This window comes from Streptomyces sp. NPDC059788 (genome assembly GCF_042732265.1).
Taxonomy (GTDB): domain Bacteria; phylum Actinomycetota; class Actinomycetes; order Streptomycetales; family Streptomycetaceae; genus Streptomyces.
In genome coordinates this window covers 1-12,182 of the sequence record NZ_JBHWHY010000051.1, presented here as the reverse complement: position 1 = coordinate 12,182, position 12,182 = coordinate 1, and the positions used below count along the sequence as shown (strand labels likewise).

Below are 12,182 nucleotides of genomic sequence, written 5' to 3'. Positions count from 1 at the left end.
GGGAGCCTTCCAACGTGCACGTCAGCGGGTGTCACTCCGCAATCTCGGTCCGGTACGACCACTCGTACCGGTACAAGGGGAACCCGTGGCTGTCCACGCCTTCCTCGGCCGCGTAGCGGAAATGTTCATAGCCCGCCAGGTAAGGGATGCGGACCTGATCTGCCGCATCCGCACGCGCGATGGTGAGCTGACGCTCTGCGGCAGTGATTTCAGGCGGCCCGCCGATGAGTTTCACATGTACTCTCTGCACGCGCTCAGCACCTCCGTAGGAATGTTCGCTCGCCGCATGAGGCCGGCCGGGGGAGCCGGACCATACGACTCGTCCGGCCGCCCGCTGTCTGACAGACAGACAGGCTCGCAATGGGCACCACGTGGCGCGATCGTGCGTCACGACATGGGAACGGCCGAGTGCTGCCGGTTCTCTGTTCGCAAATTGCGGCATCTGTGCTCTGCCTGCACAAGGCCAGGGCGCTCGCGCGACAAATAGGGCCGCAAACGAGAGAAACCACGCCACAACCACCCGCTGCTCGATCATCTCCTGAAGACGGGGCGGCATATTCGGCGCATCCCAGGGCCCTTCCGGCTGTCGACCCATCCGGTGGGAACCCTTGGCCGCATACCTGCCGATGGGGGCAGTGCGGCATCACTCTCGGAGCTTTTCCGTTATGTCCAGTATCCTCCGGCAGCCTCGGGCGTGCAAAAGGGTGCCGGCTCGCCGAGCGCATCCGTGCGCCAAGCACGCCACCACCCACGCTCTCCTCGCCGCCGGCCACAGCAAGCGATCTGCCGCCCGGCAGCTTGGCATGACCCTCAACACGGTCTCGCGTTTCTCCCGCGCCACGACCCCGGAGGAGATGCTCACCGGGCAGTGGCAAAACCGTGCGACCAGGCTCGACGCTCGGTCGCCCGCCGCCCGCCATCGGTCCGCGCCGTAACACGCCGGCTCCTCATCCACCCCGATGCCCTACCCGAAGGCGACCGGCTCCAGCTCAAAGCAGTCCTGGCCAACCGCCCCGAACTGACGGCACTCTCCGAGCACGTGCGGTCATTCGGCCGCATGGTCGCTCACCTTCAAGGCAACCAGTTGCCGATCCGGATCGAAGCGGCCGCCTCTACACCCGACCCGCCCAGCCTGCGGCCGCAGGGCGGCGGAACGCCGGATACAAACGCCGGATACACCTGATGAGACGCTGTTTGCGGCCATCATCTAGGTGCTGGTCAGCGGATGCGCCTGGCGGCATCTGCCGTCCTGCTTCGGGATCTCGAAGTCGGCTGTCCGTCGACGATTCCTGATCTGGTCCAGAGCCGGCGTCTGGGGCCGGCTGCACGAGGCCGTGCTCCACCAACTCGATGAAGCCTGCCCCATCGACGTCACCGCGTCGTGCCCGACACCGTCCACGTCCGCGCTGAAAGGGGGTGAACACACAGGTCCGAGCCCTGTGGACCGGCGCATGCCGGGTACCGAGATGCACGTCCTGTTGGACGCGAACGGATTGCCCTGGTCGTCGGGATCTCTGCGGCGAACGTCCACGACAGCGAAGGACTGAAGCCGATGGTGGCAGGACTCCAAACGCAGTAGCACGCCCCGCATCGCGGCCGCTACTTCACACCCCAACGCCTCCATGCGGACAAGGCATACGACATCCCTCACCTGCGACGATGGATCTGAGACAAACACATCGGCGTCCGCATCGCCCGCAGGGGCATCGAATCCAGCGAACGATTGGGGCGTCGCAGGTGGGTGATCGAAAGGACGATGTAGTGGCGACGCTCCACACGCATTTCACCCGGACCGCCGACGACCCGCCCCAGGAAGTAATTGGCAACATGCGGACTCGCGTTGAGCGTGCCGCGCGGTAGCATCTGATCCTTCAACATCCAGCTTCCAGAGGGGGAAGGGAGGCGGTGTGACTCGGAAGCAGAGGATCACGCTTGTCGCGCTTGGAGTTGCGGGTGTTGTGACGACACCGCTGGTCTGGCTGCTGGGTAGCCCAGGGGCTGGGGAGATGGTCGGGGCGTCGGTGCAAGCAGCGATCGGCGTAGCGGCGTTGCTGGTGCCGATGCTCTGGCGGCCGGATTCCCACAGGGGCGGTGTCGAGGCCGTCGAAACGGGGAAGGCCGTGGCGAGCGGCGGCGGCTCTGCCAATACCGGGGTTCGGCTAGGACGCGCCGCCGGATCGACGTCGTCGGCGCGGGCCGAAAGGACTGGGGACGCGTCCGCCGAGGGCGGGGGAAACGCCAACTCAGGTGTGGATGACGCATGAGCCGACGGGCCGGGAGCGAGGGGCCGGACAGTACTGCGTCGGCGTCCAGAACGGGGAAGGCCAAGGCGGACACCGGTGGGACGGCGGTCAGCGGGACCGTTGTCGGCAGCACCATCAGCAGTACGACGATCGGCCATCAGAGCAACAACTGGTACTCACTGTTCTCCCGCAAAGAAAAGATGGCGGCGGGCTGGGGCCTTTATCTGATCCTCGCGCTGATCAGCGTAGTAGTGCTGGTAATGCAGCCGGAAGGCCCCTGGGAACAGTTCGTACTGCCCTACGTGCTTTTGATCGCTGCTCACTTCGTATGCTTATTCCTTGCCCTTGACGCGTGGGCTTGGAACGGCCAGGAGCGGCGGAATTGGTTATGGCTGAATCGTTCCAGCACCCTTCCGGGGCAGGTGCGACTGGTCATATCGTTCCTGTGCCTGGCCGTAGCTTTGCTCGCGCTGTTACGGATGGCGTATCTGAGAGATCACGGTGAGCTGGACGTCACCAACAGTGTCGCTATTTCCGGCGGGCATCGGCTCAAGGACAAAGAAGCGGCCCTTCTCACGGTCAATCCAAAGGATCCGCGCCGGTACCTGCTGCTGAACATGACGGTTGAATCGTCGAAACCCTATACATCGTGCAAGTCCGACACAACTTTAGACCTGTGGCTTGTCGGGCCGCAGTCGGGTGAGCAACACGAGAATCTCAGGAGCGGGAAACCAGTGGAACTCGCCCTTGGGGAGAAGCGAACCAAGGTCAAGGTACAGCTGATGGTCCACACGGCGCCTGGGTGCGAAGTGGATGTCCGAGTGGCGAAAGCCGCCTTGCACGACTGAGGAGTTGTCTGTGCGTACCTGGCGCCTCAACAGCAGGCGTGCAGTCGCCATGCTCGGATCGGTGGTCCTGCTGGCGGCGACCGTCTCATGCGGGGAATCGAAGCCGATGTTCGCCGATAGGGATCGCATCACCATCGCGTACAAGGGAGACCAGCCGGGCACATCGTTCCGGGAGAACACCACGGACTTCACGGGCTTCGACGTCAAGGTCGGTAATCACGTCCTGAAGGAGCTGAACATCGCGAATGGAGCCCCGGTCGACATTGCTGCCGGAGACCGGGTGGGCTTCCTGAAGAGGAACGAGGTTGATCTGGTCATCGCCACCTTCTCGGTCACGCCGGACCGGATGAAGGATGTCGACTTTGCCGGTATCTATGCGAAGACGTTCCAGGGGCTCTTGGTTCGGGGAGAGGTCTCCGATTACCGGGGGATGGAAATCTGCACCCTGGCAGGCACTAATAGCGAGAAAACCTTGAAGGATACCCAGGACCGGAGAATGAGAGGAGTGAAGCCCAGGCCGAAAAGCACATTGCAGGAATGCGTCGATCTCCTGGAGGAAGGGGAGGTCGAGGGAATCTCCACCGATCAGATGATCTTGTATGGCCTGGCGCACCGCCACGAAGACGAGGGATACAAGGTGGTTCCCAACCTGGAGATCGGGGTCGCCCAGTACTATGGAATCGGGATGCGTAAAGGGCACCGTGAGGATTGCGAGCGACTGAAGGGTGTCGTCCAGGAGTACGTGAAGAGCACTGACTGGCAAAAGGACTTCGCAGTGGAACTTCCGGGTATCGAAAAACTGGGTCCGAAAGCCTGGCCCAAAAACTTTCGACCCACTGAAGGGGAAAGCGAAAACCGGTCGTGCAGGGACGGGGAATCCTCGTAGGCGGGCCGGGAGTCCGGCCCGAGGGCAACTCGATCAAGGTCCGCAGCGTGCGCCGCGCCCTGCACCTTTGGCCCGTGAGCACGCAGCCGACGCCCATACCGCCACGCTGCGCCTCCGCCTCGTCGCCCTCTGGCCACCGCCCGCCGCGCTGCCGGGCGCGCGGGCGCGGGCGTGGGCGCGCAGGCGCTGGAACGCCTCGTCCAGGCTGATGCCGAGGCGGGCGGAGAGGCCCCCTTTGGCCTGTTCGATGATCAGGCGGCTGTCCAGTGCGGTCTGCAGCTGGCCGAGCACCTGGTCCTTCTCGGTCAGTTGCCGGCGGGCGGCCAGGGAGCTTGCGGTGGCGTCGGCCGGCGTCTGGGCCGGTCGTAGGTCCCGGCTGCTGGGGTACGGAGGGTCGGACATCAGCAGATTGAGGGCGCCCAGGGCCCAGCTGCGACAGACGCAGGGGCACCGCGGCGCCCGCCGTGATCCCGGCCCGGCGGGCGCAGGGCGCAAAGCGCGGCCAGCGGACGGTGCCCGGCGGGCCGCTCAGCGAGGTCACCGGCAGCGGCTGCTGGGCGCGGGCACTGTCGAGGCAAGGGCCCTCGTTCAATTCGCTCTGGTCCTCTTCCAGGACCATGCACAGGTCGTCGGAGGCGGTGACGTGGACGGCACCGCTGGCTTCGTGATCGAGGACGGTGCTGCCGGCGCACCGTGCCGGCAGCAGGGCGGCCGCCTGGGCGGTCAGATCGTGCAGCAGCTCCAGCGGGTCGAAGTCCGCACGGCGGTGGGTGAGGTCGAGGGCGGCACGGGCGATGCGGTTTTCACGGTCGGTGGTGGACACCGGGCGCCTGCCCATCGGCTGGCTTCCGCTCTCTGACGGCGGCGGGGGCAGGGCTGCGTGAGGCGGCGGGAGAGTGTCGGCCCCTCAGGAGCCATGTCATGCCCGCCGACAGGGACTTCGCTGTTCGCCTCGCGTTCTTGGCCGGCCTGCCCATGGCCCGTCACGCCGGCCGGCTCCACCCGGCCCGGGCGACCTTACGGTACGCCTCCACGCCTCCGTGGCGACTCTGCTTGTGGCGCTCCGCGCTCCCGGGCGCACCGCCCTCCCTCGGCTGACAGGCCACCCGCGCTGACCGCTGACAGCGACGGCACAAACGCTTCCTTGAGCCATCCCTTCACGGATCAGACACACTCACTGACCGGGGAACGGCAGCTATTCATGGGAACGCGTGCCTCAGGGCCGATGCGGGCTTGCGTTTCGCCGGTCTCTCAGACCGCCTGCCTCGTCCCGCTGCTTGCGACGTCACATAGCCTGCGGTCATGACTGAGACACCGATGCCGACTCCTGATGACGCCTTCGAGATGCTGCTGGCCGGCAACCAGCGGTTCGTCACCGGCTCACCGGAGCACCCCAACCAGGACGCGGCCCGCCGCACCGAGACAGCACCGGGGCAAAGCCCCTTCGCGGTGCTGTTCGGGTGCTCCGATTCCCGGCTGGCCGCCGAGATCATCTTCGACCGGGGGCTGGGCGATCTGTTCGTGGTCCGCACGGCCGGGCATGTGGTGGGTTCGGAGGTGTTGGGCAGCATCGAGTACGGGGCGAGCGTGCTGGACTGCCCGCTGGTCGTGGTCCTGGGCCACGACTCGTGCGGCGCGATCGCGGCCGCCAAGGAGGCCGCCGACGGCGGCAGGGCGCCCGCCGGCTTCGTCCGTGACGTCGTCGAGCGGGTGACCCCGAGCGTGCTGGCGGCCCGAGCCGCCGGACGCGGCCAGGACGAGGAGATCCTTGACGAGCACATCCGGCACACCGTCGACCTGCTGCTGGACCGCTCCCGTGTCCTGGCCGAGAAGGTGGCCGCCGGCCGCCTGGCCGTGGTGGGTCTGTCCTACCGGCTGGCCGATGGCAGTGCGCAGCTGGTCGCCTCCCATGGCCTGAGCAAGAATGCCGCCTCCGCACGGTAGTACCCGGCGGCCCGCCCGACTGTCGTACGGGCGGGCCCGCGCGGGGCTGCCGGCCTCGGGTCGTCGTAGGCGCCGACGGCCTCCCCCGCCCAGGGAATGAGGCGAGGGGAACAGTGAGAGGATCGCGAGGGTGACCGCACGAATCAGTGACATCGACATCGAGAAGGCTGCTGGCGTGTTGCGCGCCGGGGGCCTGGTGGCCCTCCCGACCGAGACCGTCTACGGCCTGGGCGCCAACGCCGAGGACGCCGCCGCCGTGGCGCGCGTCTTTCAGGTCAAGGGGCGCCCGCCCACTCATCCGCTCATCGTCCACATCGGCGGCGCGGAGCACCTCGGCGACTGGGCCGACGACGTGCCCGCAGCGGCGCGTCTGCTGGCCGAGCGCTTCTGGCCTGGGCCCCTCACGCTGGTCCTGCGGCGCGGGCGCCGGGTCCCCCTGGAGGCGACGGGGGGCCTTCAGACGGTGGCGTTGCGCGTCCCCGACCACCCCATCGCGCTCGCACTGCTCAGGACCTTTGGCGGCGGTGTCGCGGCCCCCTCCGCCAACCGCTTCGGCTCCGTCAGCCCCACCACGGCGGACCATGTCCGTGCGGAGCTCGGTGACGCGGTCAACTTCGTGCTGGACGGCGGCCCCTGCCAGGTCGGCGTCGAGTCGACCATCGTCGACGTCACGGGCGAAGCCGTAAGCATCCTGCGGCCGGGCGGGGTGACACGCGAGGACCTCGAATCGGTACTGAGGCACCCGGTCGTGGTCCCTTCGACGAGCCGCGTCCGGGTACCGGGCCAGCATCCCTCCCACTACGCGCCGCGTGCCCGGGTCGTCCTCGTCGAGCCTGAGAAGGTCATCGCCGAAGCCGAGCGCGCGCAGGAGCTCGGCGACACGGTGGGCGTCTTCTTGCCCCCTGCCCTCGCTGATGCCCCGGTGAAGGCCCACGCCGTGGTGTCGGTCCCCGCTTCGGTGGGCGCTTACGCGCGCGGGCTGTACGGGTTCCTCCGCGAGCTCGACCAGCAAGGGTGTGACCTCATCGTCGCGTCCCTGCCGGTCGAGGAGGGGCTGGGACTCGCGATCGCCAACCGGCTCCGCCGCGCCGCAGGACCCCGGCCCTGCGAAATCAGCAGTAGGTGAACGCACGCCGGATCGGGGACGACCCGGGCAGCGTGGCCACCGTTGATGAAGTCGAGGGGCGGAGCTGTTCGTGGACCAGCAGGCCAGAGGATGGGCATTCCTCGCTGTCGCAGCACACCGCGATGGCCTTCGACCGCGGCGAGGACACGAGCCGGGCTATCCCGAGCGATGTGACGCCGATGTTGTGCGCACTCCATACTCGCGACGTATTTCGAGGTTCGCAGGGCACGGTTCGCTCCGAGCCTCGGCGTCGATGTGCACCGTGTCGGGGACGAAGGCTTCCATCGCGCTCACCTGCTGCGCGCGCAAGCTGTCTGCCCTCGTCGTACCGGTCGTGTGGAAACTGCCGCAGACAGTCCACGGGCCGGCTTTGTTCACGGCTTCCGACAGTGATTGTCCAGCTCGTCGGGAGGCGGTCTTTCGTGAGCGGAATCGTTGTTCACGGGAACGAGCAGCGCCCTGTTGAGGGGGCCGTAGCCGGCCCTCGGGATCGAACATCGTCGGCCGCCGTGACACGGTGCAACCGCCATCGCGGGTCTGTCCTGGGATGGCGGTTGCCCTGTGCTCAGTCCAGCCGGCTGGTGGCGTAGGCCTCGATGGCGTCGCGCTGGTACGCAGCCAGCCCCGGGGTGATCGCTTCGTACGCGGCGCGCCAGGCGTCGTTGTCCACGCAGGAGCGGCCCAGGGCCCGGTACTCGTCGACGGTCACGGTGCGCAGCGCGGTCAGGGCCCGGTACTGTGCGTCGATCTCGGACTGCACCGGATCGGTGTCGACACGGTGCCCGGAGGTCATGAGCTCGGCCAGCCGGACCATCTGTGCCGTGCGCTCGCGCTGCCCGGCCTCGACGTCATGCGGGCTCATCTCGGCGACCCGGCGGGCTACCGCTTCGGCGTGCTCGGGGAAGTCGCGCAGGGACTGCTGGTACTGGGCGGGCGTGACGCCCTCGAACAGGTTCTCCGGGCGGTTGATGGTCATGGATCTGCCGTCCTTCCTGGACTCTTCCAGTTCGGCGATGGTGCGCGAGACGGTGCCGGCCAGGGCGTCGAGGCGGTCGCGTTCGGTGAGCAGTCGCCGGTGGTGGCCGCGCAGCGCTTCCACCTCGTCGACCTGCTCGGCCAGGACGCGGCCGATCTCGGGCAGCCCCAGGCCCAGGGCCCGAAGGACGAGGATCTGCTGCAGCCGCAGCAGCTGGAGCTCCTCGTAGTAGCGGTGGCCGTTGGTTCCGATTCGGGCAGGCGGGAGCAGGCCGATCTCGTCGTAGTGCCGCAGTGTTCGGGCCGTCACGCCGGACATCCGTGCGACCTCCGCGATCGGCCAGTCCATTACCGTCTCCCACGCACATGTGTCGCCGGGCCGGTCTCTCCGGCCCTGTCCAGGACGGTAGAAGCTGCCGCAGCGGCAACTTCAACCCCGGCGCCCATGTTCCTCTCAGTCGAACAGGCACGGTCTGCAACCCAAGCGGAACGGGCTTCGCCCGCTGCCGGAACTCGTGAACATGCGGACCTGCTCAGAACCCCGGCGCCTCCCAAAACCTCCTGGAAACGCTGCCGTCGCTCGTGAACGGAGCCAACGGGCCCTCCAGCCGGCTGGCCGCCTCGCGGACGCTGCCCAGATAAGTCGGTCCGTACGGTGTCGTCCCGGTCAGCGGCGACAGGGGCGGGCTGACTGCCTCCGGACTGATGCTGGCATTTTGCTGACCTGTTGACCGGAGACTGTTCTGACCTGCTGCTTTGCCACTGTAACGGGCAATGCGGGGGATCGCCCGGATCAGGCCTGTGCGGTGCCGGCCGCTCCCTGATCGTCAGGTGGTCAGAGCGGCGCTGGTCAGCCAGATGTGTTCGCAGGTCGCGGATGCCCCTTGCAGCGTCTCGCGGGACTCTTGCGAGGCGTGGTAGAAGGTCCGCTCGATCATCCAGCACAGGGCGCGTGCCATCGCCGAGGCTTGGTCCGGTTCGGTGCCGGCCTGGATGCCGGACCGTTCCAGGACGGCGGCGATGGCCGTGATGAACAAGTCCGCCGTATGGCTCCACAGCTCGCCGATCTCCGGCACGGTCAACGACAGGTCGATCGCCGTACGCATGACCAGGCCGTGCTCGTTCCACAGCTCGACCGTGCGCCGCATGGCCTCTGCGATGGCCTGGCGCGGCTCGTCGGCCTGCGCGGTGGCCCGGGACCGCTCCCACAGATGCTCGACGGTCCGCGCCACGAGCGCCGTGACCACTTCCTGCTTGGAGCCGAAGTAGAAGTACAGGGCGCCGCGGGTGATGCCGGCGCCCTGGGCGATGTCGCCGACGGTCATGGCGTCGTAGCCCTTCTGCGCCAGCAGGGCTTCGCAGGTGTCCAGGATGGCCCGCTCCCGGACGTCGCCCTTGCGTTCGGTGGAGCGTCGGCTTCGCGCGGGGTGGTGGCCGGGCATCAGAGCTGAGCACCCTCGTCGAAGTCGGTCGTACGGGAGAGCGTCTCCCATGCGCGGATGTCCTCGTCCACGGCCGTACGCGCGGCGGTGACCAGGCGCAGCGCGTCCGAGCCCAGGACGAGGTGGGCCGGCGGCTGGTCGACCGAGGCGATGTGCACGACGGCGTCCCCGGCCTTGGCCGGGTTGCCGAGCTGGTTCCCGCTGGCCTTCTGCCGCGCTTCGCGGATGGGGGTGAACAGCTCGTCGTAGTCGTCGACGGTCCGCGCGGCGCGTGTCATGGACCGTCCGGCCCAGTCGGTGCGGAAGGAGCCGGGCTCGATCGCCGTCACGTGTATCCCGAACTGTGCGACCTCCTTGCCCAGTGCTTCGAGGATGCCTTCCAGGGCGAACTTGCTGCCGCAGTAGGCGGACATGCCGGGCACGGCCATGAGCCCGCCCATGGAGGTGACGGCCATCAGGTGTCCGCGGCGGCGCCGGCGCATGTGGGGCAGCGCCGCCTGCAGGGTGGCCACTGCCCCGAAGACGTTGACCTCGAACTGCCGCCGCACGTCGGCCAGCGGGGTTTCCTCGAAGGTGCCCTCCAGGCCGTAGCCGGCGTTGGCGATGACGACGTCCAAGGGACCGACGCCTCGCTCCACCTCCGTGATCACCTCCGAGACGGCGCGGTCGTCGGTCACGTCCAGGATGCGGCCGTGCGCGTAACCGGGCTGGCGCCCCTCGAAGGCCCGCAGGTCCTCCTCGGAGCGGACCGTGCCGACGACGGTGTGACCGGCAGCCAGGGCGGCCTGCGCGAAGGCACGTCCCAGACCCGTGCTGACGCCGGTGATGAGCCAGTTCTGCTGCTGCATTGCCCCTCCAGGAAGGTGTCGCGGGGAGCGGAGCCGCTCCCCGCCCAGAAAGTCTACACACTGTCGATTTTTATCTTCGACGTGTTGATTCCGGGAGTGCCTGCCCTTGGGTGTCCTGTTCCGCGTCGCAGGCGCTACGCAGTGGCCTGCGGGGTCATCGACTCGGGGTGGAACTGCTCGACGCGGTCGCGCCTGGTGTACATGTTCCAGTAGTCCTGTGCGAGGTCGTCCGGGTCGGCGACCGGGAAGTGCGGACCGTCGGCCGACTCGAAGGCGGACTGGGCCGCGGCGGACACTTCACTGCGCGCGATCAGGGACGCGATGGTCAGGGCGCCGACGTAGATGCCCGTGTCGGCCAGTTCGGCGTTGAGGGAGTACAGATAGTTACGGGTGGCGGACATCACCGGGCCCAGGCCGCTGAGGTGGGGCATCGGCTGCGCCGCCGAGTAGCCCTGAGCCAGCAGGAAGGCGCCATCCCCGCGCTCGGTCCACTCCGGCAGCATGGCCCGGACCACCTCGACCGGGGTGAACAGCAGCAGCGGGGTCAGGCCCTCCAGGGTGGCCGCGTCCAGCTCGGCGGCCGGGGTGAAGCCCTGGTCGCCGCTGATCGGCCCGTACTCGACCACATCGATCCGGCCGAAGCGGTCACGGATCGTCTCGACGAGAGCGGGCACCTCGGCGGGCTTGGAAAGGTCGGCGGGGAACGCGACCGCCTCGATGCCTTCACCGGCGAGCACCTCGACGAGGGCGTCCAGCCGGTCCTTGCGGCGGGCCACCAGTGCGACCCGGAAACCTTCGCGCCCGAAGCGACGGGCCACGGACACGCCCAGACCGGTACCGGCACCGAAAACAGCGATCACCTTGGACATGGGACTGCTCCTTGCCACGACAACGTTCTTGACCCAGGGGTCAACTTGTTCGCCGACGGTAGCATGTGAGTTGACCATGGGGTCAAGTTAGTTCCGTGGGGAATGCGATCATGGAGGCACGCAATGCCGGAGCCGGGAGGAACGAGCTGATGCGGGCCGACGCGCAACGCAACGCGGAGAAACTGCGGGTAGCCGCCGCCGAGCTGTTCCAGGAGCGCGGCCTCAAGGTGCCCCTCAAAGAAATCGCCCGCCGGGCCGGTGTCAGCCATGGCACTCTCTACAACCTCTTCGGTACGCGCGAGGCGCTCATCGACGAAGTGGTGGTCGGCCTTGCCGCGGACCGGCTCGGCGAAGCCGCCGAGCGTGCCCTGTCCTTCGAGGAGGCCTGGGCGGGGTTCGCGTACTACGTCGAGAAGGTCTGTGAACTGCAGGCCACCGACCCCGCGGTCGCCGACGTCGTCAGCGGACGCTTTCCGGCCGCCGAGTGCCTGATGACCATCTGCGGTCAGGCGCAGGACGCCGCCGTGCGGATCATCGAGCGGGCCCGGCTGGCCGGTGCCATCCGCCCGGACTTCACCGGCGAGGACCTCCTGCTCTTCTTCGGCACCAGCGCCCTGCTCGCTCGCGCAGCCGCGGACGCTGTGCCCGACGCCTGGCGGCGCCAAGTCGCCTTCCTGCTCGACGGACTGAGCACGCAAGCAGCGCAAGGACCGCTTTCCGTCGCCCCACCGACCCCGCAGCAGACGTACGAAGTGATGGGCAGGCTCGCCGGTACGTCGTAGCCGGGTCGGACGCCTCAGGGAGCGGAAGGGCGTCTCACTCCATCCACCGAGGCTGTCGCGCTCGGTGATGCTCTCCGGTCGTCCGCTCGTTTTCCCGACGTCGTAGCGGGTTGTGCGGTGGTGGTTCTACGAGCCCGATGTTCTTCCTGGTCCGGACCTCCCGGGAGTCCTCCACAATCAGGAAGAGGACGCTGCCGTTCGTGGAACCGTCTCCGAGAC

General features: G+C 67.9%; 13 protein-coding genes and 1 pseudogene. 7 read left to right on the top strand and 7 right to left on the bottom strand.

Features of this window, described 5'->3' with window-relative positions; translation table 11 throughout:
* Nucleotides 1-31: 31 nt before the first annotated feature.
* Complete coding sequence (locus ACFV57_RS34120) at nt 32-235, bottom strand: DUF5988 family protein (protein WP_385240164.1); 204 nt, start codon at nt 233-235, stop codon at nt 32-34.
* Between the two features lie 894 nt (nt 236-1,129).
* Between ACFV57_RS34120 and ACFV57_RS34115 the strand changes: the two are divergent.
* Nucleotides 1,130-1,759 (top strand): annotated as a pseudogene (locus tag ACFV57_RS34115) (IS5 family transposase); the annotation flags it as partial.
* Here the strand turns inward: ACFV57_RS34115 and ACFV57_RS34110 are convergent.
* Nucleotides 1,648-1,878 carry a hypothetical protein gene (locus tag ACFV57_RS34110; RefSeq protein WP_385240270.1) on the bottom strand — a complete coding sequence of 77 codons (231 nt, stop codon included), beginning with the start codon at nt 1,876-1,878 and terminating at the stop codon, nt 1,648-1,650. The pseudogene ACFV57_RS34115 and the gene ACFV57_RS34110 sit on opposite strands and share 112 nt — an antisense overlap.
* A gap of 382 nt (nt 1,879-2,260) precedes the next feature.
* Here ACFV57_RS34110 and ACFV57_RS34105 point away from each other — a divergent pair, with 382 nt between their 5' ends.
* Nucleotides 2,261-3,091, top strand: a complete 831-nt coding sequence (locus ACFV57_RS34105) for a hypothetical protein (protein ID WP_385240162.1) — start codon at nt 2,261-2,263, stop codon at nt 3,089-3,091.
* Between the two features lie 10 nt (nt 3,092-3,101).
* Nucleotides 3,102-3,977 (top strand): transporter substrate-binding domain-containing protein, encoded by an 876-nt coding sequence (locus ACFV57_RS34100; RefSeq protein WP_385240160.1) that lies wholly within the window; start codon nt 3,102-3,104, stop codon nt 3,975-3,977.
* A gap of 33 nt (nt 3,978-4,010) precedes the next feature.
* On the opposite strand, the gene ACFV57_RS34095 is transcribed toward ACFV57_RS34100, so the two are convergent.
* Complete coding sequence (locus tag ACFV57_RS34095; protein ID WP_385240158.1) at nt 4,011-4,379, bottom strand: ANTAR domain-containing protein; 369 nt, start codon at nt 4,377-4,379, stop codon at nt 4,011-4,013.
* 241 nt (nt 4,380-4,620) lie between these two features.
* Between ACFV57_RS34095 and ACFV57_RS34090 the strand changes: the two genes are divergently transcribed.
* The 3 genes from ACFV57_RS34090 (at nt 4,621) to ACFV57_RS34080 (ending at nt 7,047) form a co-directional block, all read left to right on the top strand.
* Nucleotides 4,621-4,836: a hypothetical protein gene (locus ACFV57_RS34090; RefSeq protein WP_385240156.1), complete on the top strand. Its 216-nt coding sequence runs from the start codon at nt 4,621-4,623 to the stop codon at nt 4,834-4,836.
* A 443-nt stretch (nt 4,837-5,279) separates the two neighbouring features.
* Nucleotides 5,280-5,921 (top strand): carbonic anhydrase, encoded by a 642-nt coding sequence (locus ACFV57_RS34085; protein ID WP_385240154.1) that lies wholly within the window; start codon nt 5,280-5,282, stop codon nt 5,919-5,921.
* A gap of 130 nt (nt 5,922-6,051) precedes the next feature.
* A complete protein-coding gene (locus ACFV57_RS34080) occupies nt 6,052-7,047 on the top strand; it encodes an L-threonylcarbamoyladenylate synthase (protein WP_385240152.1) in 996 nt (331 codons plus the stop codon).
* 565 nt (nt 7,048-7,612) lie between these two features.
* Here the strand turns inward: ACFV57_RS34080 and ACFV57_RS34075 are convergent.
* The 4 genes from ACFV57_RS34075 to ACFV57_RS34060 form a co-directional block, all read right to left on the bottom strand.
* Entirely contained in the window at nt 7,613-8,371 is a 759-nt protein-coding gene (locus ACFV57_RS34075; RefSeq protein ID WP_385240150.1) for a MerR family transcriptional regulator, read from the bottom strand.
* Nucleotides 8,372-8,849: 478 nt separating this feature from the next.
* The gene (locus tag ACFV57_RS34070; protein WP_385240148.1) at nt 8,850-9,464 is read right to left on the bottom strand and encodes a TetR/AcrR family transcriptional regulator; all 615 of its coding nucleotides are present in this window, start codon (nt 9,462-9,464) and stop codon (nt 8,850-8,852) included.
* Complete coding sequence (locus ACFV57_RS34065; RefSeq protein WP_385240146.1) at nt 9,464-10,312, bottom strand: oxidoreductase; 849 nt, start codon at nt 10,310-10,312, stop codon at nt 9,464-9,466. The genes ACFV57_RS34070 and ACFV57_RS34065 overlap by 1 nt, the downstream gene beginning before the upstream one ends.
* Nucleotides 10,313-10,446: 134 nt before the next feature.
* A complete protein-coding gene (locus ACFV57_RS34060; RefSeq protein WP_385240144.1) occupies nt 10,447-11,181 on the bottom strand; it encodes an SDR family NAD(P)-dependent oxidoreductase in 735 nt (244 codons plus the stop codon).
* 110 nt (nt 11,182-11,291) lie between these two features.
* Between ACFV57_RS34060 and ACFV57_RS34055 the strand changes: the two genes are divergently transcribed.
* Nucleotides 11,292-11,963, top strand: a complete 672-nt coding sequence (locus ACFV57_RS34055) for a TetR/AcrR family transcriptional regulator (protein ID WP_385240142.1) — start codon at nt 11,292-11,294, stop codon at nt 11,961-11,963.
* Nucleotides 11,964-12,182 lie beyond the last annotated feature (219 nt).